The 23,581-nt window shown below is 58.3% G+C and carries 20 protein-coding genes and 1 tRNA gene; 10 read left to right on the forward strand and 11 right to left on the reverse strand.

Translation table 11 applies throughout. From position 1 onward, the window contains the following. Positions 1-102: 102 nt before the first annotated feature. Positions 103-2,049: an ATP-dependent zinc metalloprotease FtsH gene (gene ftsH, locus AC07U5_RS03955; protein ID WP_062427959.1), complete on the forward strand. Its 1,947-nt coding sequence runs from the start codon at positions 103-105 to the stop codon at positions 2,047-2,049. 399 nt (positions 2,050-2,448) lie between these two features. After that, positions 2,449-3,801, forward strand: a complete 1,353-nt coding sequence (glmM, locus tag AC07U5_RS03960; RefSeq protein WP_062426211.1) for a phosphoglucosamine mutase — start codon at positions 2,449-2,451, stop codon at positions 3,799-3,801. Between the two features lie 378 nt (positions 3,802-4,179). On the opposite strand, the gene AC07U5_RS03965 is transcribed toward glmM, so the two are convergent. After that, on the reverse strand, positions 4,180-6,054 hold the full coding sequence (locus tag AC07U5_RS03965) for a putative bifunctional diguanylate cyclase/phosphodiesterase (RefSeq protein ID WP_494723251.1): 1,875 nt from the start codon (positions 6,052-6,054) through the stop codon (positions 4,180-4,182). 581 nt (positions 6,055-6,635) lie between these two features. On the opposite strand from AC07U5_RS03965, the gene AC07U5_RS03970 reads away from it, so the two are divergent. The 7 genes from AC07U5_RS03970 to AC07U5_RS04000 all read left to right on the forward strand — a co-directional run bounded on the left by AC07U5_RS03970 (position 6,636) and on the right by AC07U5_RS04000 (position 14,926). Beyond that, positions 6,636-7,430 (forward strand): outer membrane protein, encoded by a 795-nt coding sequence (locus tag AC07U5_RS03970; protein ID WP_112521020.1) that lies wholly within the window; start codon positions 6,636-6,638, stop codon positions 7,428-7,430. Positions 7,431-7,638: 208 nt separating this feature from the next. Beyond that, a complete protein-coding gene (locus AC07U5_RS03975) occupies positions 7,639-8,817 on the forward strand; it encodes a phosphoserine transaminase (RefSeq protein ID WP_494722349.1) in 1,179 nt (392 codons plus the stop codon). A gap of 80 nt (positions 8,818-8,897) precedes the next feature. After that, positions 8,898-10,493 (forward strand): phosphoglycerate dehydrogenase, encoded by a 1,596-nt coding sequence (serA, locus tag AC07U5_RS03980; protein WP_062598839.1) that lies wholly within the window; start codon positions 8,898-8,900, stop codon positions 10,491-10,493. Between the two features lie 204 nt (positions 10,494-10,697). Continuing rightward, positions 10,698-11,774 (forward strand): Tim44 domain-containing protein, encoded by a 1,077-nt coding sequence (locus tag AC07U5_RS03985; RefSeq protein ID WP_494722350.1) that lies wholly within the window; start codon positions 10,698-10,700, stop codon positions 11,772-11,774. 366 nt (positions 11,775-12,140) lie between these two features. Then, a complete protein-coding gene (locus AC07U5_RS03990) occupies positions 12,141-13,328 on the forward strand; it encodes an OpgC family protein (RefSeq protein WP_494722351.1) in 1,188 nt (395 codons plus the stop codon). Between the two features lie 190 nt (positions 13,329-13,518). Next, positions 13,519-14,715 carry a tRNA 2-thiouridine(34) synthase MnmA gene (gene mnmA / locus AC07U5_RS03995; RefSeq protein WP_113266540.1) on the forward strand — a complete coding sequence of 399 codons (1,197 nt, stop codon included), beginning with the start codon at positions 13,519-13,521 and terminating at the stop codon, positions 14,713-14,715. 134 nt (positions 14,716-14,849) lie between these two features. Beyond that, a tRNA-Met gene (locus AC07U5_RS04000) sits at positions 14,850-14,926 on the forward strand. A gap of 277 nt (positions 14,927-15,203) precedes the next feature. Here the strand turns inward: AC07U5_RS04000 and AC07U5_RS04005 are convergent. The 3 genes from AC07U5_RS04005 to AC07U5_RS04015 all read right to left on the reverse strand — a co-directional run bounded on the left by AC07U5_RS04005 (position 15,204) and on the right by AC07U5_RS04015 (position 17,770). Further along, complete coding sequence (locus AC07U5_RS04005; protein ID WP_494722352.1) at positions 15,204-16,097, reverse strand: hypothetical protein; 894 nt, start codon at positions 16,095-16,097, stop codon at positions 15,204-15,206. Continuing rightward, a complete protein-coding gene (locus AC07U5_RS04010; RefSeq protein ID WP_494722353.1) occupies positions 16,087-16,539 on the reverse strand; it encodes a hypothetical protein in 453 nt (150 codons plus the stop codon). The genes AC07U5_RS04005 and AC07U5_RS04010 overlap by 11 nt, the downstream gene beginning before the upstream one ends. Before the next feature lie 574 nt (positions 16,540-17,113). After that, positions 17,114-17,770 carry an outer membrane protein gene (locus AC07U5_RS04015; protein WP_113181025.1) on the reverse strand — a complete coding sequence of 219 codons (657 nt, stop codon included), beginning with the start codon at positions 17,768-17,770 and terminating at the stop codon, positions 17,114-17,116. A 463-nt stretch (positions 17,771-18,233) separates the two neighbouring features. Here AC07U5_RS04015 and AC07U5_RS04020 point away from each other — a divergent pair, with 463 nt between their 5' ends. Then, positions 18,234-18,623, forward strand: coding sequence for a hypothetical protein (locus AC07U5_RS04020; protein WP_062598830.1), 390 nt, complete (start codon positions 18,234-18,236; stop codon positions 18,621-18,623). Positions 18,624-18,692: 69 nt separating this feature from the next. Here the strand turns inward: AC07U5_RS04020 and AC07U5_RS04025 are convergent, their stop codons facing one another. From AC07U5_RS04025 to AC07U5_RS04055, 7 genes are all read right to left on the reverse strand, one after another. Next, entirely contained in the window at positions 18,693-18,896 is a 204-nt protein-coding gene (locus AC07U5_RS04025; protein ID WP_494722354.1) for a CsbD family protein, read from the reverse strand. A gap of 82 nt (positions 18,897-18,978) precedes the next feature. Then, on the reverse strand, positions 18,979-19,251 hold the full coding sequence (locus AC07U5_RS04030) for a hypothetical protein (RefSeq protein ID WP_200924747.1): 273 nt from the start codon (positions 19,249-19,251) through the stop codon (positions 18,979-18,981). A 96-nt stretch (positions 19,252-19,347) separates the two neighbouring features. Then, positions 19,348-19,863, reverse strand: coding sequence for a DNA starvation/stationary phase protection protein Dps (gene dps, locus AC07U5_RS04035; protein WP_082546397.1), 516 nt, complete (start codon positions 19,861-19,863; stop codon positions 19,348-19,350). A gap of 206 nt (positions 19,864-20,069) precedes the next feature. Then, positions 20,070-20,330: a hypothetical protein gene (locus tag AC07U5_RS04040; RefSeq protein WP_062425157.1), complete on the reverse strand. Its 261-nt coding sequence runs from the start codon at positions 20,328-20,330 to the stop codon at positions 20,070-20,072. Positions 20,331-20,459: 129 nt separating this feature from the next. Next, a complete protein-coding gene (locus AC07U5_RS04045; RefSeq protein ID WP_062425156.1) occupies positions 20,460-21,977 on the reverse strand; it encodes a tripartite tricarboxylate transporter permease in 1,518 nt (505 codons plus the stop codon). 91 nt (positions 21,978-22,068) lie between these two features. Next, positions 22,069-22,563 carry a tripartite tricarboxylate transporter TctB family protein gene (locus AC07U5_RS04050; RefSeq protein ID WP_062439864.1) on the reverse strand — a complete coding sequence of 165 codons (495 nt, stop codon included), beginning with the start codon at positions 22,561-22,563 and terminating at the stop codon, positions 22,069-22,071. After that, the gene (locus AC07U5_RS04055) at positions 22,560-23,504 is read right to left on the reverse strand and encodes a Bug family tripartite tricarboxylate transporter substrate binding protein (RefSeq protein WP_111848846.1); all 945 of its coding nucleotides are present in this window, start codon (positions 23,502-23,504) and stop codon (positions 22,560-22,562) included. The genes AC07U5_RS04050 and AC07U5_RS04055 overlap by 4 nt, the downstream gene beginning before the upstream one ends. Between the last annotated feature and the right edge of the window lie 77 nt (positions 23,505-23,581).

The raw sequence follows: 23,581 nt of genomic DNA on the forward strand, positions 1-23,581 counted from the left end.
ATCTCCTTCCTCCCTTCGCCTTGGCAACCGCAACTGTCCTCCTTATGTTAGGGGCAACATAATGGCGGGCGGTCATCCGTCCGTTGGAGTTCGGGGAGTTCAATGAACCCAAATTTTAGAAATTTCGCCCTGTGGGCGGTGATTGCTCTTTTGCTGATTGCGCTTTTCAGCATGTTTCAGACGTCGCCGTCTCAATCCGGCTCGCGCGAAATTCCATATTCGCAATTTATTCGTGATGTCGATGCAGGCCGTGTCCGTGAAGTGACGGTAACGGGCAACCGCGTTCTTGGCACCTATACCGAGAATGGAACGACCTTCCAGACCTATTCGCCGGTCATTGACGACTCGCTGATGGACCGTCTTCAGCAGAAGAACGTCACCATTGTCGCGCGTCCTGAAAGCGATGGTTCCTCCGGTTTCCTGAGCTATCTCGGTACGCTGTTGCCGATGTTCCTGATCCTTGGTGTGTGGCTGTTCTTCATGCGGCAGATGCAGGGTGGATCGCGCGGCGCGATGGGATTTGGCAAATCCAAGGCGAAGCTTCTGACGGAAGCGCATGGCCGCGTCACCTTTGACGATGTCGCCGGTGTCGACGAAGCCAAGCAGGACCTGGAAGAAATCGTCGAATTCCTGCGGGATCCGCAGAAGTTTCAGCGTCTCGGCGGCAAGATCCCGCGCGGCGTGCTGCTCGTCGGTCCTCCCGGTACGGGTAAGACGCTTCTGGCGCGCTCGGTTGCCGGCGAAGCCAATGTGCCGTTCTTCACCATTTCCGGTTCCGACTTCGTTGAAATGTTCGTTGGTGTGGGTGCATCCCGTGTCCGCGACATGTTCGAACAGGCGAAGAAGAACGCGCCGTGCATCATCTTCATCGACGAAATCGACGCCGTCGGTCGCCATCGTGGCGCCGGTCTTGGCGGCGGTAACGATGAACGCGAACAGACGCTGAACCAGCTGCTGGTCGAGATGGACGGCTTCGAGGCCAATGAGGGCATCATCCTGATCGCCGCGACCAACCGTCCCGACGTTCTCGACCCCGCTCTTCTGCGCCCAGGCCGTTTCGACCGTCAGGTCGTGGTGCCGAACCCGGATATCGTCGGTCGCGAACGCATTCTGAAAGTTCATGCGCGCAATGTGCCGCTGGCGCCGAATGTCGATCTCAAGGTGTTGGCCCGTGGCACGCCCGGCTTCTCCGGTGCGGATCTGATGAACCTTGTCAACGAAGCAGCCCTCATGGCCGCGCGCCGCAACAAGCGCGTCGTCACCATGCAGGAATTCGAAGACGCCAAGGACAAGATCATGATGGGTGCGGAACGCCGCACGACTGCCATGACCGAGGCCGAAAAGAAGCTGACCGCTTACCACGAGGCGGGCCACGCCATCACGGCGCTGAACGTGCCGGTGGCCGATCCGCTGCACAAGGCGACGATCATTCCACGCGGTCGCGCGCTTGGCATGGTCATGCAGTTGCCGGAAGGCGACCGCTACTCGATGAGCTACAAGTGGATGGTGTCGCGCCTTGTCATCATGATGGGCGGCCGCGTTGCTGAAGAACTGACCTTCGGCAAGGAAAACATCACGTCGGGTGCGTCTTCCGATATCGAGCAGGCCACCAAGCTTGCACGTGCCATGGTGACGCAGTGGGGCTTCTCTGACGAACTCGGACAGGTTGCCTATGGCGAAAACCAGCAGGAAGTCTTCCTCGGTCACTCCGTGTCGCAGTCGAAGAATGTTTCCGAGGCAACTGCGCGGACGATCGACAGCGAAGTTCGCCGCCTGATCGACGAGGCCTATACCGAAGCGCGCCGCATCCTGACCGACAAGCACGACGAGTTCGTGACTCTTGCCGAAGGCCTGCTCGAATATGAGACGCTGTCGGGCGAAGAGATCAAGTCGCTGCTGAAGGGCGAAAAGCCTGCCCGCGATATGGGCGACGATTCGCCCCATAACCGCGGCTCGGCCGTGCCGAAGGCGGGCGCCAAGAAGGATGGCCCGAACGAGGCCAAGGGCGATGGCGAAGCCGAAGGCGGCATGGAGCCCCAGCCGCACTGAGCTTCGTGCACAAGTTTACGACGGGAAGGCCGCTTCGAAAGAGCGGCCTTTTTGTTTGGCGGGATGCGGGTCCATCCCCTCCGTCGTCCTTGGCTTGACCCGAGGGTCTATAAATCATTGAACGTGCTTGGAAACGTGGATCCTCGGGTCGAGCCCGAGGATGACGGAGGGTGTGGCGGGAGCGGCGCCAGTCCCGTAGCTTCCCGTCTGTCCGTCGCCTCTCTCATTGCTGGCGCTTCGCGTGCGAAGTGTCCGCTTTCCTGGGGAGAACCTGGACCGGTCACGACATATATTTCGTTTTTGCGGTAATTTACGTGCTGCCAGACTCGCTTTGTGGCATCTAGCGAAAAAAGGTAGCCGCATCTTAGTGCACGGCGCCGCCATATATTTGGAGTTCACATGACACGTCGCTATTTCGGAACTGATGGCATTCGCGGGCAATCCAACGTTTTCCCCATGACGCCGGATCTGGCGATGCGGGTGGGGATTGCTGTCGGCACGATCTTCCGTCGTGGCCATCACCGTCATCGCGTCGTGATCGGCAAGGATACACGTCTGTCCGGCTATATGCTGGAAAACGCCCTGGTCGCGGGCTTCACCGCCGCCGGTCTCGATGTCTTCCTGCTCGGCCCGATTCCGACACCTGCCGTTGCCATGCTGACCCGCTCGCTTCGCGCCGATATCGGCGTGATGATTTCCGCCTCGCACAATCCCTTCGCCGATAACGGCATCAAGCTTTTCGGCCCGGATGGCTACAAGCTTTCCGATGAGCTGGAGCTGGAAATCGAAGATCTGCTCGACAAGGACATCCATGCACAGCTTGCCAAGCCGCATGAGATCGGTCGCGCCAAGCGCGTCGATGGCGACATTTATCGGTATATTGAATTCGTCAAGCGCACCCTGCCACGCGACGTGACGCTGAGCGGGCTCCGGATTGCAATCGACTGCGCCAATGGCGCGGCCTACAAGGTCGCACCGACGGCGCTTTGGGAGCTCGGTGCCGAGGTTGTGACCATCGGCAACGAACCGAACGGCACCAACATCAATTTCGAATGCGGCTCGACGCATCCGGACGCGTTGCAGAAGAAGGTGCATGAAGTGCGCGCCGATATCGGCATTGCACTTGATGGCGACGCCGACCGCGTCATCATCGTCGATGAGCGCGGCCAGATCGTCGATGGCGACCAGTTGATGGCGACGATCGCCCATAGCTGGGCCGACGACAATATCCTGCGTGGCGGCGGCATCGTCGCCACCGTCATGTCCAATCTTGGCCTCGAACGCTTCCTTGGCGACAAGGGGCTGACGCTTGCGCGCACCAAGGTTGGCGACCGTTACGTGGTCGAGCACATGCGCAACCACGATTTCAATGTCGGCGGCGAGCAGTCCGGCCATATCGTGCTTTCCGATTACGGCACCACCGGCGATGGTCTTGTCGCGGCGCTTCAGGTTCTGGCGCGCGTCAAGCGCTCGGGCAAGACGGTCAGCGAAGTGTGCCGCAAGTTCGAGCCCGTGCCGCAGCTCTTGAAGAATGTCCGCATTTCCGGCGGCAAGCCTTTGGAGAACCCGGTGGTGAAGCAGGCGATTGCCGATGCCGAAAGCGCGCTTGCCGACAAGGGCCGTCTCGTCATTCGCCCATCCGGCACCGAGCCGCTGATCCGCGTCATGGCTGAAGGCGATGACAGCGCCCAGGTCGAGCGGATCGTCAACGACCTGGTGGGCGTGATTGGCAGCGTCAAGTCGGCGGCTTGAAGGTAATCAACTGATAGGACGGGGAAGGGGTGGCGCTTTTCATCTCTCCTCTTTCCTGTGCTTGTCACAGGAATCTAGCCGCTGCGCGTCCGCGCGGCGAGAGGAGTTCTTTCAGACCAAAGACTTGGTCTGACTGGATTCCTGTGACAAGCACAGGAATGAGGAGCGTGACAATTGATGCTCCCGTTCCTTCGTCGCCGTCGCGGTGCAACTCGTCGAAGACACAGAAAAGATAAGCTCCATCAGTGACATACGTCGTACGTCACAAAATCGAACCGGACAGCAATGGGCCCAGACCAAGGGGGATCAAGAGGCGAGGTCGTGACGCCTCGGTATCATTGCTGCGCTTGCTTTGCCGCCCGCTTGCCTATGACCGCGTCACGCCCACTGCTGAAGGCTGTCCTCAACACACCCATTGAGAAACGCATGCACGCTCTCCGTCTGGATCGGACGGGAAAAGACATAGCCCTGCACCAGCGTCCCGCCCAGCGCCTTGATGACGGCGAGTTCGGCCTGAGTTTCGACGCCCTCCACAATCGTGTCTAGGCCCATTTCACGGCTGAGCGTCAGCAGCGAGCGGACGATGTTGTAGCTGGCGTCGCTGTCTTGGATGTCTCTGACGAAGCTGCGGTCGATCTTGAGCTTGGTGAGCGGGAGAGAGTGAAGCGAGGTCAGGCTCGAATAGCCGGTGCCGAAATCGTCGAGCGAAATGCCGCAGCCGATCTTTCGCAGCATCTCGACGGATTTGCGTGCCTGCCGGGTGTCATGAATGATCGCGGTTTCGGTGATCTCGAGATCCAGCCGCTGCGGGTCGAAGCCGCTATTGGCGATGATGGCGACGATGCCAAGCGTGGCTTCGGCGCTGTTGATGTCCTGGGCAGAGAGATTGAAGGACAATCGAATGTCCTGCGGCCACGTCTTCGCGGTGGCCAATGCCTTCTTCAACAGCGGCTTCGTCAGCATATTGATGATGCCGGCGCGCTCTGCGATCGGAATGAATTGTGCCGGTGGGACAGTACCGAGAAGCTTGCTGTTCCAGCGTGCGAGCGCTTCGAAACCGACTGTCTTGCCGGAGTTGACGTCGAGGATCGGTTGATAGACCACCGACAACTCGTTTGCGAGATCGGCTTGCCGCAGCGTCTGCTCCACGCGCGCATCGCGGTGGATTTCGACGATATGCTTGGTGGTGAACAGGGTGCTGTTGCCGCGATGTTCGCGCTTGCTCTGGTAGAGCGCATAGTCGGCCCGGTCGAACAGTTCCTCGGGCGTGGACGCCACATCCGGATAGATGGCGATGCCGATCGAAGCGGAAATCATGATCGTCGCATCCGGGGTTTCAAAGGGGATGCGGAGTTTGGAGCCCATCAGGTTTCCCGCGGCAAGAACGGTATTCTCGTTCACCTGACCGGAGATGATGAAAGCAAACTCATCGCCACCCAAGCGCGACAGGAACATGCTTTCGGCGTTGCAGACGTCTTGCAGCCTCTCACCGACCTCTTTCAAAAGCCGGTCGCCAGCGGAGTGCCCGTAAAGGTCGTTGACGGGTTTGAAGCCGTCGAGATCGATCACGCCGACGGCGAGGCGATGATTTTCCGCCTGGGCGAGGGTGAAGGACGTGTCGAGATGATGAAAGAAGGCGCGGCGGTTCGGGAGTTCGGTCAAGCTATCGATATTGGCGAGCTTGAGGTTCTCATTGCTCAGCGCTTCGGTCTTCTGTTGCGCCAGCACCATTTGCTCGAAATTGTCGTAGTTGATCTTCAGCACGACCAGCATGCCGAAACAGACGAGCAGAATGTTGATGGCCGTGGCAATAAGCGTCATGTGCCCGGTCGATGCGAAGAAGACGACGAAGGTGCCGTTGACGATCGCCGTGACCATGAGGGCGGCGGAGCGCACATGCATCATGCAGAAGATGCAGGAAATGACGGTGATCGCCATATAGAAGGCGACATGCGATTTCTGGAAGGCGTCGCCATAGGGATAGAGAAGACAGGACCATGTGGTAAAGGACGCGGCAATTACCGCCCCAAGGATGTTGATCCGCCTCATGGTGGAGGCGACAGTCGCAATGGGCGGAGTTTCACCTCTAGACCGTAGCCAGAAGAGAATGCGCGCCCCGCACATCACGGTGAAGAGGCAAGGGACGCCAAGCGACAGCAGCCTCGGCGCGGTGTGCAGATAGGTTAAGGCCAGCGCCCACGTGCTCGAGAGCAGAATGAAGTACATCATCGGCATCTGCTGGCTGAAGGCCATATATTGTGCCCGCAACAACACCGGATTGTCCTGAGGTGTCGGAGAGAAGTCGAAGATGCTTTTCAGATTGGTTTTCAACGAAGGCCACTCTCGAACAGTTGTTATGTCGTCTTCTCAACGGGTTTGTCGTGATGCAGTTGCTAGCGAACGCTGTGAGTGGCTTCGTCGTGGTCGCTTGTGGGGACGATGACGGGCAAAGTCGAAACGTTCTGCGTTTGAACCATCTGGAAGGGTCTAAGTTTCCCGATGTTCACACACGTTTCGTTTTATACTGTGTGCCGGTTAATACTGTTGTCTATCAAAAGGGAATAATTCTAAAGAAACGTACCGGTTCGGCGCAGCGGCGTAGACTTGCTGACGTGCAGCTTTTGGATGTGCTGGAGCGCATTCCTGCGTGTGAATGCGCACTTTGAGGTGTAGACGTTGCTTACTTTAACCGGGTGTTGACTGTATTTATTAGCAAAACGACCTGTACTGGCCGTGATATTAATCGTCACTTAACCAATTTCCTTCATGTTTCATAAGTGAAGAATTCACTGGTGTGCGCGCCGTTCGCGTATGCCGCTTATGGAGCCGCCCACATGAAGAAGAGCCTGATCGGTGTCGTTGCCGCTCTGATGGCAGGTCAGCACGCACTCGCTGCGGATGTCTATCAGTCAGCCCCACCAGCCTATATTGAGCCCGCACCGGAAATTCAGGTGAAGGAAGCAAGCGGCTGGTATCTGCGTGGCGATGTCGGCTATTCCTTCAACAAGTTCCGTGGCGGCAGCTTCAACCGGGCAGTGTCGGCATCTGCGATGGAAGATGTGAGCTTTACCAGCACGTCCCAGAAGGACAGCGTCCTCTTCGGCGCAGGCGTGGGCTACCAGATCAACAATTATCTGCGCACCGACCTGACCGTCGACTATCTGTCGAAGTCGAAATTCCGGGGCTCTGCTCCAAGCCTTGAGTCGCACACCTCGCTGCAGGCCTTCGGCCTGATGGCGAACGCCTATGTCGATCTCGGCACCTATGGCCGTGTCACCCCCTATCTCGGCGCAGGTATCGGTGGCGCGCATGTGAAGTGGGATACGTTCAAGACCGATTCGGGTTGCTGCGAATTCGATGGCAAGGGCAGCTGGCGCTTCGCTTACGCTTTGATGGCCGGTGCCTCGGTTGATGTCACCTGCGACTTCAAGGCCGATATCGGCTATCGCTTCCGCCAGATCGGCCAGGGCGAAATGTTCGGTCTCAATGGCGCTGCCGGTCCTGGTCGCGACAAGGGCTTGACCTCGCATGAAATCCGTCTCGGCGGCCGCTATGTCTTCAATGGCTGCGATACCGCACAGTACATGCCACCGGCCGATATTCCGGTTCAGCCTGCCGTTTACAAGTAAACGTCACAGACCGACTATAGACTTGGACCGCCCGTATCTGATCGATACGGGCGGTTTTTGTTTGTGCGGTTATTGGCGTTTGGCGCAGATCGGACAAAATTATCGAAGCTTGCGACATATTCCGCTTGACGGAAACGGGTGAGAGGAATAGCAACGGTGTCAGGACACTCCACCCTAACGTGGAGCGCCTATCTGGAAGGATAGTCAAATGACAGATATAGTGAAGCCGGACGTGCGTCCGGGCAATACGCATTTTTCTTCAGGTCCCTGCTCGAAGCGCCCCGGTTGGTCGCTTGAAGCTCTCGCCGATGCACCGCTTGGTCGTTCGCATCGTGCCAAGGTTGGCAAAGCCAAGCTGAAGCAGGCCATCGATCTCACCCGCGAAATTCTCAATGTTCCTGCCGATTATCGCATCGGTATCGTTCCCGCATCCGACACCGGCGCCGTTGAAATGGCCCTGTGGTCGCTGCTTGGCGAACGCGGCGTGGACATGGTTGCCTGGGAAAGCTTCGGTGCCGGCTGGGTGACCGATGTTGTCAAGCAGCTGAAGCTCAAGGATGTTCGCAAGTTCGAGGCCGATTATGGTCTCCTGCCGAACCTCGCAGAGGTCGACTTCGACCGCGATGTGGTCTTTACCTGGAACGGCACGACCTCCGGTGTTCGTGTTCCCAACGCCGATTTCATTCCCGCCGATCGCAAGGGCCTCACCATCTGCGACGCGACCTCTGCCGCATTCGCGCAGGATCTCGATTTCGCCAAGCTCGATGTTACGACCTTCTCCTGGCAGAAGGTTCTGGGCGGCGAGGGTGGCCATGGCGTCATCATTCTTTCGCCCCGCGCCGTCGAGCGTCTGACGACCTATGTTCCCGCCTGGCCGCTGCCGAAGATTTTCCGCATGACGTCCGGCGGCAAGCTGATCGAAGGCATCTTCACCGGTGAGACGATCAACACGCCCTCTATGCTCTGCGTCGAAGACTATATCGATGCGCTTCTCTGGGCGAAGAACCTGGGTGGCCTCAAGGCGCTGATCGCGCGTGCCGATGCCAATGCCAAGGTCATCTTCGACTTCGTGGCCGAGAACAACTGGATCGCCAATCTGGCTGTCGCCGATGAAACGCGCTCCAACACCTCGGTCTGCCTCAAGATCGTCTGCAAGGATGTTGCAGCCCTTGATGCTGGCGTCCAGGCCGATTTCGCCAAGGGCATGGTTGCCCTTCTTGAAAAGGAAAATGTGGCGCTCGACATCGGTGCCTATCGCGACGCGCCGTCTGGCCTTCGTATCTGGGCTGGCGCGACCATCGAAACGGCCGACATGAAGGCCGTGATGCCCTGGTTGAAGTGGGCCTTCGAAACGCAGAAGGCCACGCTTGCCAAGGCGGCAGCCTGATCCATTCCGGCCCTGCGCAGTGCAGGGCCGCACACACTTTTCGCTTTCACGCATAAACCGCTTTTCAAGGAGCCCACACCATGGCACCTCGCGTACTCGTATCCGACGAACTGTCTGAAACCGCCGTTCAAATCTTCCGCGACCGTGGCGTCGAGGTCGATTTCCAGCCGAAGCTCGGCAAGGACAAGGACAAGCTCGCCGAAATCATCGGCAATTATGATGGTCTTGCCATCCGCTCTGCCACCAAGGCGACGGAAAAGCTTATCGAATCGGCCAAGAACCTCAAGGTCATCGGCCGCGCCGGCATCGGCGTCGATAACGTCGATATCCCAGCTGCATCGCGCCGCGGCATCATCGTCATGAACACGCCTTTCGGCAACTCCATCACCACGGCAGAACATGCCATCGCGCTGATGTTTGCCGTTGCCCGTCAGCTTCCGGCAGCGGATACCTCTACCCAGGCCGGCAAGTGGGAAAAGTCGAAATTCATGGGTGTCGAAATCACCGGCAAGACGCTCGGCGTCATCGGTGCCGGCAATATCGGCTCCATCGTCTGCTCGCGTGCGCTCGGTCTGAAGATGAACGTGCTAGCCTACGACCCCTTCCTGTCGCCGGAACGGGCACAGGAAATGGGTGTGACCAAGGTCGAGCTCGATGAGCTTCTGGCCCAGGCCGACTTCATTACGCTGCACGTGCCGATGACCGACAAGACGCGCGGCATTCTCGGTGCGCAGAACCTGGCCAAGACCAAGAAGGGTGTGCGCATCATAAACTGCGCCCGTGGCGGTCTGGTGGATGAGGCAGCGCTTGCCGACGCCATCAAGTCCGGCCATGTGGCTGGCGCCGGTTTCGACGTCTTCGAAGTCGAGCCTGCAACCGAAAGCCCGCTTTTCGGCCTGCCGAACGTGGTCTGCACGCCGCATCTTGGCGCGTCCACCACGGAAGCACAGGAAAACGTGGCGCTGCAGGTTGCCGAGCAGATGTCGGATTACCTGGTCAAGGGTGCGGTTTCCAACGCCATCAACATGCCTTCGATCACCGCTGACGAAGCACCGCGTTTGAAGCCCTTCATCAAGCTTGCCGACGTCCTCGGTTCTTTCGTTGGTCAGGTGCAGGAGAGCGCCACCAAGGAAATCGAAATCCTGTATGATGGCGCAACCGCCAACATGAACACCAAGGCGCTGACGAGCGCGCTTCTGGCCGGTCTCATCCGTCCGCAGGTGGCAGACGTCAACATGGTTTCCGCGCCAATCATGATCAAGGAAAAGGGCATCATCCTCTCCGAGGTCAAGCGCGACAAGACCGGTGTCTATGACGGCTTCATCAAGCTCACCGTCAAGACCGAAAACCAGGTTCGCTCGGTTGCCGGCACGGTGTTTTCGGATGGCAAGGCCCGCTTCATCCAGATCAAGAACATCAACATGGATGCCGATGTCGGTCAGCACATGATCTACATCACCAACACCGACGTGCCCGGCATGATCGGCTTCATGGGCACCACGCTCGGCGAAGCGGGCGTCAATATTGCAAACTTCCAGCTTGGCCGCGAAGCCAATGGTGGCGATGCGATTGCGCTGCTCTATGTCGACGGCCCCGTCTCGGAAGAGGTGCTGGACAAGCTGCGCGCCAACCCGGCCATCCGTCAGGTCAAGCCGCTAACCTTCAATATCGATTGATCGACGACGGCCTTCTTGAAGATTTCAGCCCGGTGCGGATCCTATCTGCACCGGGCTTTTTATTGCGCGATGAAGCGTAAATCTACCGAGGGTTGCGTATCACGAAATATTTATGGTTCTCACCCTCAAAACAAAGACCGATAGTTGCTATATGCCTTTTGTTCTTTGTCGCTCAATGGGAGGGCGACCCAACAGGAGATGACGATGTTTGCTGCCATTCGGCGCTTTAAAGGTTTGTTCGCAGTTGCCGCTCTGGGGATTGCGGTTTCGTTCGTGGCTGTCGATATGGCAGAAGCGCGCCGCGCAAGCGGCGGTTTCGGCAGCCGCGGCACGCGAACCTTTTCGGCGCCGCCCGCAACCAATACCGCACCTGGCCAGGCCGCGCCGATGAACCGCAGCATGACGCCGAACACCAACCAGGCGACGCAGCCAAATGCAGCGCAGCCGGCACGTCCAGGCGCGCAGGCACCGCAGCAGAACCGCGGCATGTTTGGTGGCATGATGGGCGGTCTCATGGGTGGCCTGTTGATGGGCGGCCTGTTCGGCATGCTCATGGGCGGCGGCTTCGGCGGCATGGCTGGCTTCTTCGGAATGCTGCTGCAGGGACTGCTGATCGGCGGCCTCATCATGCTCGCCATGCGTTTCTTCGCCTCGCGCCGCAAGGCCGCTGAGCCCGCTTATGGCGGTGCAGCCGGCTCGAACAATGCGCGCAGCGACTATGCCGCCAATCAGCCCCAGGGCCAGGGTGGTTTCAAGATCCCGCAGATGGGCTCGCGTGCCGGTGCCTTTGGTGGCGCTACTGCCGCAACGGCAGCTGCCGAACCGGTAGCTGCCAAACCCGTACCGCATGAAAATGCCATGTCCGAAGGCGACGAAATCGGCGTGACGCATGGCGACCTCGAAACCTTCCAGCACATGCTGCAGCAGGTTCAGTCCGCTTATGCTGCGGAAGATTACGGCACGCTGCGCAAGCTGACGACGCCGGAGGCGATGTCTTATCTTGCCGAAGAACTCAGTGACCATGCGACGAGCGGCGTGAAGAACGATGTACGCGATGTGACGCTGTTGCAGGGTGACGTTGCCGAGGCCTGGCACGAAGAGGGCCAGGATTACGCGACCGTCGCGATGCGCTATTCGGCGATTGACATCATGCGCGACCGCGCCACCGGCAAGGTCATCGAAGGCAATGAGCACGAGCCGGAAGAATCGGTCGAGATGTGGACCTTCGTTCGCAAGGGCGGATCCGACTGGCAGGTGGCCGCAATCCAGGCCGCCGCGTAAACCGCATCGATTTCTTCTCACGATTTAGGCGCCGGGGTCAGACCCCGGCGCCTTTTTCTTTTTTGCCGCTTTGCACTGGTGAGCAAGCGGTTCAGGCGACCGACGCAAAATGGGGGAGGGACGGTGCCGCAACCTTGTCCACGTATTGCCTTTTTTCGTTCATCCCGCATTCAGTCGCGGCCTTCTAACCAGACAGGCACACGTCAATGTGAACCGCTCGCGTTTTAGCAAATGCGCGCATAGGCGGAACTCCCGCCTTTTATTCGCGTTGACAATCCGAACTTCGGGCCGACCTTCGGACAACACCCGAGCAGAGGAACACGGCGACCAGCCACAGCGCGGTCCGCGAAATGGAGAGCTTTAACGATGAAACGCTTCGACCTGATCGACGGGATGCGCGGCTATTTCCTCGTCTTTATGCTGATCAACCATCTGGTCTTCGCAGGCGGTTTCTGGCTGGTGGAAATCAACCATCGCCAGTTTGCCTTCGTTGAGGACGCACAGGGCTTCGTGTTCCTGTCCGGCCTTCTTATCGGCATGGTGTATGCCCGCAAGATGGTGAAATACGGCTACGAGGCCGGGCGCGATATGATCTGGAACCGCGCGCTCGAACTGTACAAATATGCAATGGGACTGGTGATCGCCGTTCTCTTCGCACGCATGGTCATCCCGCACGCCCCTTACATCTGGTACAATTGGCTCGGCATGACGTCGTTTGACGATCCGTTGCGTCTGGCGGCCATTGCCACCTTCCTGTTCCAGCCGACCTTCATGGATATCCTGCCGCAATATATCGTCTACATGATCTTTGCGCCCTTCCTGGTGAAGCTCTGCATCGACGGCAAGTGGGCCTATGTGATGGCCGGCTCGCTGCTGGTATGGATGGCGGGACAGCTTGGCCTGCAGCAGCTCTTCACCGCGCCGATGAACGAGATCGTCAAGGGCGTCGACGAGCAGGGCATTCGTGTCAGCTTCAACCTGTTTGGCTGGCAGCTGGTATTCTACACGGCATTGGTACTCGGCGCGATGACGGCGCAGAACCGTATTCCGTGGACGAAGATCTTCTCGCCGGAGCGTAGCTGGATTGCCAAGGCCGCGCTGATCGTCTGCGTGTTCTTCGTGCCGCTGCGTATCGCCACCGCCTGGAACCTGATGCCGGAATTCGTGCTCGGCAAGTTCTCGACCATGGAAATCCGCGCCGACTTCGGCCCGGTCTACCTGATCAACTTCCTCGCGGTCGGCGTTGGCCTCACCTGGCTCATCATTGCCGGTCCGAAGCATCACAACCCTACCGTGCAGAAGATCGCCGCTGGCGTCATCTGGGTGCTGTCCCTGAAGTTCCTGCAGCTTCTTGGCCGCCACTCGCTGCAAGTCTATGTCTGGCACGTCGCCATCGTCTACGGCATCTACTATCTGGATGGCCGCACGGCAGAGCTGACGCAGATCCAGAAGACCGCGATTGCCGTCGTCGGGATTGCGCTGCTGGCAATCCCAGCCCTCTGGCGCGAACGCGACAAGTGGATCGGCAACAGCCAGAAGACCGCTGGCGCCTGATACTGCAACACAGAGACAAATCCTCTACGGGGTGGCACGTGCCGCCCCGTACTTGCGTTTCAGGGCTTTTCTTTCTATATGCAGCGCTTGAAAATCCAAGCTTCCATGTCTCGCTTGAGGCTGAGCTTCATGGATTTGACGACAGGCGGCGGGGCCTTTACCCCCGTTATGACTGACGATTGGAAAAACCTTGAATACGCTCGACTTTGACAAGAAGCCGGAAGATACCCGGATTGTCGTTGCCATGTCCGGTGGCGTCGATTCCTCAGTGGTGGCTGGCATTCTCAAGCGTGAGGGCTATGACGTCCTCGGCATCACCCTGCAGCTTTACGACCACGGCGCCGCCGTTCATCGCGCTGGCTCCTGTTGTGCGGGCCAGGATATCGACGATGCACGCCGCGTGTGCGAAACGCTCGGCATTCCCCACTACGTGCTGGATTACGAGGCGCGTTTTCGCGAAACGGTGATCAACCCCTTCGCCGAAGCCTATGCCATGGGCGAAACGCCTGTGCCTTGCGTCGCCTGCAACCAGACGGTCAAGTTTGCCGATCTGCTGGCCACCGCGCAAGAGCTGGGCGCCGACGCGCTGGCAACCGGCCACTATATCCGCTCGCGCCGTAACCCGGTGGCGGGCAACCCCAACCGCCGCGCGCTCTATCGCCCGATCGATAGCGACCGCGACCAGAGCTGGTTCCTGTTTGCAACGACACAGGAGCAGATCGATTACCTGCGCTTTCCCCTTGGCGGTCTCTCCAAGGCGGAGACGCGTGCGCTGGCGGAAGAAATGGGCCTGGTGGTGGCCAAGAAGGCGGACAGCCAGGACATCTGTTTCGTGCCGCAGGGCAAGTATACCGACATCATCAACAAGCTGAAGCCGAATGCAGCACTTGTGGGCGATATCGTCCATCTGGACGGCCGCGTGCTCGGCCGCCACGACGGCATCGTGCATTACACGATCGGCCAGCGCCGCGGCATCGGCGTTGCGACCGGCGAGCCTCTTTATGTCGTCCATCTCGACGCCCGCGGACGCCGCGTCATCGTCGGCCCACGCGAAGCGCTGGAGACACACCGCGTCTATCTGCGCGACATGAACTGGCTCGGCGACGCAGCACTTGAAGACGACGCAGCAGGCGGCTTTGCCTGCTATGCCAAGGTCCGCTCCACCCGCCCGCCGGCGGAAGCCGTTCTCCATACCGACGAGAAAGGCATCTATGTCGATCTCGCCGTCGGCGAGGCGGGTATCGCACCCGGTCAGGCCTGCGTCCTCTACTCCGCACCGGGCGCGGATGCGCGCGTCTATGGCGGCGGTTTCATCGAGCGCTCGGAACGCTCGGCGGAGGCCGAGGCATCGCTCAAAGCGCTGCTCGCCAACCAGGTCGCAGCCTGAAATCGGCACTCCGGCCAAGTCTGTCGAAAGACTGACTTTTTGCGCATCTTGCGCTTGACACTTTAGGGAGCGGCACCTTATAAGCCGCTCATCCTGATGAAACGGGCCGCACATCGCAGCTTTGTTTCCCTCGTGGCGGGGTAGCTCAGGTGGTTAGAGCAGCGGAATCATAATCCGCGTGTCGGGGGTTCAAGTCCCTCTCCCGCTACCATTATTTCCATGTCCGAACCGAAGACGTAAGTAACAGTTTGTACCTAAGACATAGTGTACCCTCTAGCGCGTTTTCGGAATTCTGACAGGAGAAATCAGAATCGCGCGAATCCGAAATCTCTGGAAAATTGGATGGGGCACAGCTGAAGATCGTGATCACTTGTTATGTCGCCAAGATCGGGCACATCACATTTGTCGAAACAATAACCTTATCCAGCCATATGCGGTTCGTCGGCGCAAGGTTAGACTGACCTAGTGGTGGCGCTTGCAGCTCGGAGCTACGATGCTTTCTCGCGAAGGTTTGCTTCGTACCTTGCAAGGTCGATTACATATGCAAGCGCAATCTCGATTCGATTCTCGGTCGGACGAACAAGAAACTGAGCGGAAAAATCTGTTTTGTGAAATGGGTCTACGTCTATCAAGGGAACGTTGCCGGGACCTAGAGGTTTCGCGGCGTACGTAACTACCTTTTGTGACATGGGCCGCCCAAGAACACGGAACGGTAAACCAAAAACGTCTACAAACGCACGTAGCAGATCGAGAGGCTTTGCTGTAGCTAAATCAAAGTTGCGGTCAAGGTCGGTAGCGTAAACTTTCCAGATTGCCGATGGTTGGATCGTCTCGCTCTCTCTCTTCGCTGGAATCAGGTACCACACTGCCTGGTAAGGATCCTCGGCAGAGGCTTCGGAATTGATCATTTTCACGTAAATCGAGACTAACGGCGCATCTTGAGCGAACTCTTCGGGCGCGAATAGGTGCTGATAAGCATCAGGATTGCGGACGTAGTACTCAAGTCGAGAGCTTGTCAAACCTAGCAATTTGACTTGATCGCGAACATAAGGGCTAACGTTGACCTTATATTGCTTAGGGTCCAATAGGCCTGTGGATCCTAAAACACCTCGCGCATCGCGTGGTCGCACTTCACCAATCGACAACGAAAACAAAGCATCCATAGCCACTTCCGACAGCCGTACCTTGTCAGCAACTCTTTTTGATTTTAGATCAACTCCGGATTTCTCCGCCAATATGCGGAGCGTATCGATAACCTCAGGCGGCAACTCCCCTGCCAAGGCACCAGCCACCGATGCGGATGAAGCGAGCGCGGCCATAGCAAGCGCAACGCGATCACGCGAAAGGCCGCTTCTTTCGAGAGACTGGTTACTACTCAACATCGAGCTCAATCCTATCAAACTCCGACCCTTTTAAATCGACGATCTTATACTCATCGCCGAAACCTGCACGCTCCGAGGGTGGCACTAAGACAATCCTCGACACGTCGATTCCAGACTTCGGAATTACGTAAATAAGAGGTCTCCACAGCGAAAGTTCGTCAGAGCGGAGCATGTACAAAAATTCGTTTGCAGCATCTAGTGAAACTGTGCCGGCTATGCGCCACTCCTCTATGAGAGCCACCAAACCAAGTTTCTGCTGCACTATCTTAGCATTGTGTTTGTCTTTCGTCTTTACCGCCGCGGCAAGGTCTTTAGCAATCAAATAAGGGCTGGACGTCGGCGGGATGAGTGAACCACGGTCATCTGACGTTAGCCGTCTCGGATCGAACACCGGACTGCACCACACATGATGAATGTCAGAGCGAAGCTCCTTCGCGATCAACCACTTTATCCAGGGATTGCATGAGTAAAGGATCAAGGACGATGGCATTATTGCGTAATTACTCCGCTTTTAAGCGCAGCTTACATGGTTGCATTCACTTTACAAGTCTACGTCAGGGTGCAGGCTAAAGAGGTACTTACCATCCAGCAAACATTAAAAGGCGAGTCGCCAGGCCCGCCTTACGCCTCTTTCGAAGCCTTCTCACCTGTGACTCAAATGGGCGTTTTTGAGAGTTCGCCACGCACACGCTGCAGCCAGACTGACCACCCCGTTACCGGCCGCATCGGATCGGTCCATCCGATCGGCCATCCCATGATCCAATCCGAAAAATTCGGGTTGAAGGTCAGGTCGCCGATCGAGGATCTCGGCCCAGCGTTCAAAGTGAGATGGAGGGGGGCGAGAAGAGGGCAATCTGAAGGCCATGTGGGTCGAGCTCCGCATGCCTTCATCAAAAGCTAAATGCTCATCCATGGGCGGGAGGCTTTGCTCCGAGCGATCTGTTTGCCAATTTGGTTTAAATAAAAAAGCCCGGCGCAGTGGCCGGGCTTTCTCAGATCAACGTGTTCTTCTAACCTTAGAACTTCACGCCAAGACCGACGCGGATCGCGTGCTGGTCGACGTCGGAGTTGAGCGTTGCGCCGCCGCCGAGGTCAAAGTCCTTGTCGCCGAAGTCGGTGTAGCGGTATTCGATGCGGCCGAACATCATGTCGGTGAAGGCGTAGTCGACGCCCACGCCAACGGTGTAGCCGTTGAAGGTTTCTTTTTCGCTGGCGCCTGGGACTTCAGCGAAGCCACGGGCATAGGCCCAGCCGGCGGTACCATAGACCAGTGCGCGGTCGAAGGCGTAGCCGACGCGGCCGCGGACGGAGCCCTGCCAGTCGAGGCCGTAGTCAACCGTGGCGATGCCGCCGAGGTCTGCCGTGTCATCCGCCCAGTTCTTTTCGAAGTCCGCTTCAAGGCCGACGACCCAGTTGTTGCCGAGCTCGTGGTTGTAGCCGACGAAGCCGCCGAGAAGGCCGCCGTCGACGTCAGCAGAACCGGTTGCGCCGAGGAGCGAAACGTCCTGGTTGGCCCAGTTATAACCGCCCTGGATACCGATGTTGAAGCCAGTCCAGCTGAAGGCGGGGGCAACGTCGGCGACGGGTGCAGCCGGGGTTTCGTAAACGGCGTCCGCTGCCATTGCAGTGGAGGCTGCGAGAAGGAATGCCAATGTGGCGATCGTCTTTTTCATGGTCTTTACTCCCTTATATGAGGGAATACTAAAACGCATTTTGGTTGAAAAATCTGTAGATTTTATGCAACAGTTAGCGATCGATAGGCCAAAAAATCCCTTTGAAGTTGCGTTGCGGTTTGCGCGCACAAAGGAGTTCAAGCTGTTCGTTGTCATGGCAGCAGGGAATAGGCGTTGGAAGTACGCCCGGCCTTGCGCCGTGTATTGTATATTCCAAGATCAAACCGGCCTTAATACTTGCAAATGCATACAAATCTTGGGAATATTTGGCGCGTCCAGCTTCTTTCTGCGCACAAATTTCGTTGATAGTGTTGTTTTTATGAAATCGACACTTCACCCGGCGCGCATATAAATGTTAGGGTCTCCTTAAGTTCCCCGTACCGGCAATAGCGCCACGGATGTGCGCAAGCGGTCTGCGCCTCCTGAATGATTTACGGGGTGCGATCAGGATTTGGAGTGGGACATGGATTGCCTGTTGGGCAGGGACCCGAGTGAAGTTGGGTATCATACTTGGGACATCATCGAGAACCGATTGTCGCTCGATCGCGTCTGCGCAGCAATGTGTGGCGTGCCGGAGGCGGAAGGGGCAGAGGGGATTCCGATCGAGGCCTTTTTGATGAAGATCGACCTTGCCAATAGGGAGCGGGTGGCGAAGGCCATCCATGACAGTCTTCTCTACGGCAATTTCTACCAGGAAGAATATCCGGTTGAATATGAGCCTGGTCTGTTTCGTCTCGTGCGCGTGGGCGGTCGGTTGATCTATGACCGGGACGGCGTGCCTCTCAGGGGGATCGGCTGGATGGTGGATGTCAGTCCTGAAAAGATACTGGGCGAGGGCATCACCCGCCAGTAAAGCAATCCAAACGTGAAAACGGGCCGCGTGTTACGCAGCCCGTTTTCGGATAGATTTGCTAGTGTGCGGTTACCAGCCCTGGCGACCGTACCAGCTGTCGACGTCGCTCTTGACGCGATCCTTTTCAATGCCGTAGCGCTCCTGGATCTTACCCTCCAGCTGGTCGCGCTTGCCTGCGATCTGGTCCAGATCATCGTCAGTGAGTTTGCCCCACTGCTCTTTGATCTTGCCCTTGACCTGCTTCCAGTTACCTTCGACGCGGTTCCAGTCCATGGTGGTGTCTCCTCTATTAAATCATGGTGATATAACGGGCGCATGAAGCTGTGGTTCCAATAAATGAATGATTGATAATTCGTTAAAATCTGATTCGACATCCGATTCGATCAGGTGTAAAAATTAAGTGTTCATGGAAATTAACATCGTTTGTCAGCATGTTGCGGGAGGATGAGCCTTGTCGTACGCGGCATTTCAACGAGTCGGCGGACAGTTGTCGCCCCAGCAGGTCACGGATCTGCAGACTATCTTTGACGGTGTTTGTTTCGAATGCTTGGAGGATCGCAGCAGTCAGGTGGCGAATGAATGCGCCGCCGTGCTGATCAGAAGCGCCCAGCGCGGCATTCTTGATCACGACATGCTTCGGGACATCGGCCGCGCAGTCTTGCGGCGGCACTAGTTGGCACTATCTTGGTGAAAGCGCCCGGTCTTGGCCGGGCGCTTTGTCGTGTCAGGCTTTTTCCTGCACGTGGGCTTCGAGGAACCACAGCGACTTGTCGAGATCGCGCGAGGCGGCGGTGAAGATATCCGCCGTGCTGGCGTCGCCTGCCTCATCCGCCTCATCGATCGACTTGCGAACGAGATTGGCGACATCGCCGTAGCGCTCGATCAGTTCGTCCAGATGGTCATGGATCTTGTAGATATCGGTCGGGTAGGCCTTGAGCTTGGTGGTGGACGAGACCGCCTGAAGGCTGCCAAGTGCGGTGCCGCCGAGCTGGACGGCGCGTTCTGCGATAATGTCGGTGTGGTTGTCGATCAGCTTGCGGAAGCTGTCGAGAAGCTCGTGCACGGCAATGAACTGCGGACCCTTGAGGTTCCAGTGTGCCTGCTTGGTAAGGAGTGCCAGATCGATCATCGAAGCCAGCGCTTCGTTCAAAAGCCCGATCACCGTGGATTTGGTGTTGGAGGGCAGGTCGTTTCTGGTCTTGTGGGTCTTCATCTTCTTCTCCTGGACGGTCGCGGCCATGTGCCGCTTGTGCTGTTCAGGAGAGGAACGGGCAGCGGCTTATGATGTTCCGCTGCCGTCAAAGGGACGATGGAAAATTTGCGCGGCGCTTAAAGCGTGTCGCGATCTTTCAGATTCGCTCCATACGCTTTAAGTCCTTGTTTTGTCGGATGTCATTATCGCAAAACCGCTGCACACTTTTGCGTGGACCATGCTTTAGCGCGCGGTCAGTTTTCCGGATAGTCGCTGATGATCTCGCGGCGCAAAAGGGTCAGCGAACGGTCCGGTTCGATCCGATAGGTTTCCAGCGCAAGGCGTCCGTCGCCGGTGCGGAAGCTATGGCTGAAGGTGGAGCCTGCGGGCGACTTCACCAATCTCTCACGCGGCTGTCCGCCATAGGTAATGCTGCCGGGAATGGGTTCGACGGTGGACCCGGCTGTGGAGCAGGAAGCAAGCGCCAGAACGAGAAGAAGGCCGAGTTTACGCATGGTGGCTCCCGTTGAATCTAGGTGAAGTATGAGTGTGTAACTCAGGCTCTTCGCGTCTGTTCCAAAGGAAAGAGCCCCGCATCGTGCAAGATACGGGGCTCTTCGTCCTGGGAGGTGTTCTGGTTACGATCAGTCTTCGTTGGCCGCAAGCTGCGTCAGAACCTGGCCGCGTCCGCGAATACGCATGATCAGCGGAACGATGAAGGCTGCGGCGGCGACGAGGAAGAGGCCGACGGCGATGGGCGAGGTGAAGAGGACGCTCGGGTCACCCTGGCCGATGGCAAGTGCACGTCGCAGCTGCTGTTCGGCAAGCGGGCCGAGGATGAGGCCGACGACGGCGGGCGCGATCGGGTAGCCGAAGATGCGCATAATGTAGCCGAGGATACCGAAGGCGAGCAGCATGCCGAGTTCGAAGACCGATGGATTGGCGCCGATGGTGCCGAGCGTCGCAAACAGCAGAATGCCGGCATAGAGCCATGGCTTCGGGATGGTCAGCAGCTTCACCCACAAGCCGATCAGCGGCAGGTTGAGAACCAGCAGCATCAGGTTGGCGATGAAGAGGCTGGCGATCAGACCCCAGACGAGCTGCGGATTGGTGGCAAACAGCAGTGGGCCGGGCTGCAGGCCATATTGCTGGAAGCCCGCGAGCATGATGGCGGCGGTTGCCGTGGTGGGCAGGCCGAGTGTCAGGAGCGGAACGAGCGTACCGGCTGCCGATGCGTTGTTGGCCGCTTCCGGACCGGCAACGCCTTCGATGGCGCCTTCGCCGAATTCTTCCGGATATTTGCTCAGCTTCTTCTCCGTCGCATAGGAGAGGAAGGTGCCGATTTCCGCACCGCCCGCAGGCATGGCGCCGATGGGGAAGCCGATCAACGTGCCGCGCAGCCATGGCTTCCAGGAGCGTGCCCAGTCCTGCGCGCTCATCCAGATGGAGCCCTTGACCGCTTCGATCTTGTCCTGGCCGGTCTGGCCCTGGGCCACGATGAAGAGCGTCTCGCCAATGGCGAACATGGCAACGGCAAGCGTCGTGACTTCGACACCGTCGAGAAGGTCCGGAACGCCGAAGCTCATACGCGTCTGCCCGGTCAGCTGGTCGATGCCGATAATGGCAAGCGTGAAGCCGATGAAGAGCGAGGTGAGGCCGCGCAGCGCCGAATCGCCGAATGCCGACGAGACGGTGACGAAGGCAAGAACCATCAGCGCGAAATATTCGCGCGGACCGAAGACCAGCGCCAGCTTGACGATATAGGGCGCGACGAAGGCAAGCGCTATTGTTGCGATCAGTCCGGCGACGAAGGAGCCGATGGCGGCGGTGGCAAGAGCCGGACCGCCACGACCCTTGCGGGCCATCTTGTTGCCTTCGAGCGCGGTGACGATCGAGGCGCTTTCGCCTGGCGTGTTCAGAAGGATCGAGGTGGTCGAGCCGCCATACATTCCGCCGTAATAGATGCCGGCAAACATGATGAGCGAGCCCGCAGGGTCGAGCCTGTAGGTGACGGGCAGAAGGAGTGCCACGGTAAGAGCCGGGCCAATGCCGGGCAGAACGCCGACGGCGGTGCCGAGTGTCACGCCGATCAGCGCGTAGAGCAGGTTCATGGGTTGGGCTGCAACCTCAAGACCGTGCAAAAGGAATTCGAATGTGCTCATGGACAGATGTTCCCCTGTCGGGCGAGGCTGCCGCGGAATTCGCGTCCCACTGCGGTCAAGCCTCTGATCTTTGTTGTTTTATAATTTGCGGTCAGATGAAGAGCTGCTCGATTGGGCCAGCGGGTAGAGACAGCTGCAGCAGGCGCGCGAAGATGAACCAGACGACGAAGCTGATCGCGATACCGAGCGGGATCGAATAGTGGAGCTTCTTCTTGCCGAAAGCGCGCGCGGTGAAGGCAAACAGCAGGCCGGTGGCAATGGAAAAGCCGGCAACCTTCAACAGCAACATCTGTGCGGCAAGGCCTGCAACAACCCAGACCACGGGTCCGACTTCCTGGTGGTCGCGCTCGGGGAAATCCCCACGCCAGGCTTCGATCGCCGTCCAGATTGCCAGACCCACAAGACAGAAGCCGATGGCGTAAGGTACCGTTGCCGGACCGACAGGCGAGTAGCCGGTGACGCTGGCCAGACGGCCTGAATCCCAGAAGATGACGGCGGCAATGGCGACCAGCGCCACCGCGATGAGGAGCGCCGCCCAATCAGGGCGGCGTTTTTGTGATTGTGAGGGGTTGATACCCTGGCTCATTTTACAAGTCCGATGTCTTTGAGAATGGTTTCGGTCGCGGCCGTATCCTTGGCAAGCTCGGCCTTGAAGGCTTCACCGGCGAGATAGGTGTCCGTCCAACCCTTGGTCTTCAGCGTTTCCTGCCACTTGGCGGATTTGACCAGCTTCTCGATATCGGCGTTCACAGCCTTTTCCTGATCCGCCGTCAGGCCGGGAGGAGCGGCAACCATGCGCCAGTTCTGCACGACCACATCGAGGCCGCTTTCCTTCAGCGTCGGCGCGTCGACGCCTGGAAGCTTCTCTGCGCTGGTGACGGCGAGAAGGCGAAGCGTTCCGGCCTTCACCTGGCTTTCGAATTCGCCATAGCCGGAAATGCCGGCGGTGACCTGGGCGCCGAGGATGGAGGCAAGTGCTTCGCCGCCGCCGGAATAGGCGATGTAGTTGATCTTGGTCGGATCGACGCCGGCAGCCTTGGCAATCAGGCCCGCCGTGATGTGGTCGGTGCCGCCAGCCGAACCGCCGCCCCAGGACACGCTGCCCGGATCCTTCTTCAGCTGTGCGACCAGATCGTTGATGTTCTGGATCGGCGAGGAGGCCGGAACGACGATCGCTTCAAATTCGCCGGTCAGGCGGGCAATTGGGGTGACGTCGTTCAGCGTAACGGGCGCCTTGTTGGTGAGGATGGCACCCACCATGACGTAACCGCCGACGATCAGCGCGTTGGCGTTGCCCTTCTGCTGGCTTGCGAACTGGGCAAGACCGATGGTGCCGCCGGCGCCTGGAACGTTTTGAACCTGCACGCTCTTGGAAATGCCCTCTTCCTGCAGAACCGTCTGCAGCGAGCGGGCCGTCTGGTCCCAGCCACCACCCGGATTGGCAGGCGCGATGATGGTGTAATCAGCGGCTGCTGCGGGAAGAGCGATGGCGCCAGCCAGAAGCGAGGCGAGGAAAAAATGCTTCAAAGTGAATCCTCCTTGAATGCCGTTTCGGCATTGTTGCGATCATTGACAACGGAAGGAGCACGCACATTTACCGACCT

It is taken from the genome of Agrobacterium sp. GW821-FHT02D03 (assembly GCF_059421725.1).

Coding starts and splice junctions, on each gene's coding strand:
- ftsH (WP_062427959.1), top strand. CDS start 103: ATGAACCCAAATTTTAGAAATTTCGCCCTGTGGGCGGTGATTGCTCTT.
- glmM (WP_062426211.1), top strand. CDS start 2,449: ATGACACGTCGCTATTTCGGAACTGATGGCATTCGCGGGCAATCCAAC.
- AC07U5_RS03965 (WP_494723251.1), bottom strand. CDS start 6,054: ATGGCCTTCAGCCAGCAGATGCCGATGATGTACTTCATTCTGCTCTCG.
- AC07U5_RS03970 (WP_112521020.1), top strand. CDS start 6,636: ATGAAGAAGAGCCTGATCGGTGTCGTTGCCGCTCTGATGGCAGGTCAG.
- AC07U5_RS03975 (WP_494722349.1), top strand. CDS start 7,639: ATGACAGATATAGTGAAGCCGGACGTGCGTCCGGGCAATACGCATTTT.
- serA (WP_062598839.1), top strand. CDS start 8,898: ATGGCACCTCGCGTACTCGTATCCGACGAACTGTCTGAAACCGCCGTT.
- AC07U5_RS03985 (WP_494722350.1), top strand. CDS start 10,698: ATGTTTGCTGCCATTCGGCGCTTTAAAGGTTTGTTCGCAGTTGCCGCT.
- AC07U5_RS03990 (WP_494722351.1), top strand. CDS start 12,141: ATGAAACGCTTCGACCTGATCGACGGGATGCGCGGCTATTTCCTCGTC.
- AC07U5_RS04005 (WP_494722352.1), bottom strand. CDS start 16,097: ATGTTGAGTAGTAACCAGTCTCTCGAAAGAAGCGGCCTTTCGCGTGAT.
- AC07U5_RS04015 (WP_113181025.1), bottom strand. CDS start 17,770: ATGAAAAAGACGATCGCCACATTGGCATTCCTTCTCGCAGCCTCCACT.
- AC07U5_RS04020 (WP_062598830.1), top strand. CDS start 18,234: ATGGATTGCCTGTTGGGCAGGGACCCGAGTGAAGTTGGGTATCATACT.
- AC07U5_RS04025 (WP_494722354.1), bottom strand. CDS start 18,896: ATGGACTGGAACCGCGTCGAAGGTAACTGGAAGCAGGTCAAGGGCAAG.
- dps (WP_082546397.1), bottom strand. CDS start 19,863: ATGGCCGCGACCGTCCAGGAGAAGAAGATGAAGACCCACAAGACCAGA.
- AC07U5_RS04040 (WP_062425157.1), bottom strand. CDS start 20,330: ATGCGTAAACTCGGCCTTCTTCTCGTTCTGGCGCTTGCTTCCTGCTCC.
- AC07U5_RS04045 (WP_062425156.1), bottom strand. CDS start 21,977: ATGAGCACATTCGAATTCCTTTTGCACGGTCTTGAGGTTGCAGCCCAA.
- AC07U5_RS04050 (WP_062439864.1), bottom strand. CDS start 22,563: ATGAGCCAGGGTATCAACCCCTCACAATCACAAAAACGCCGCCCTGAT.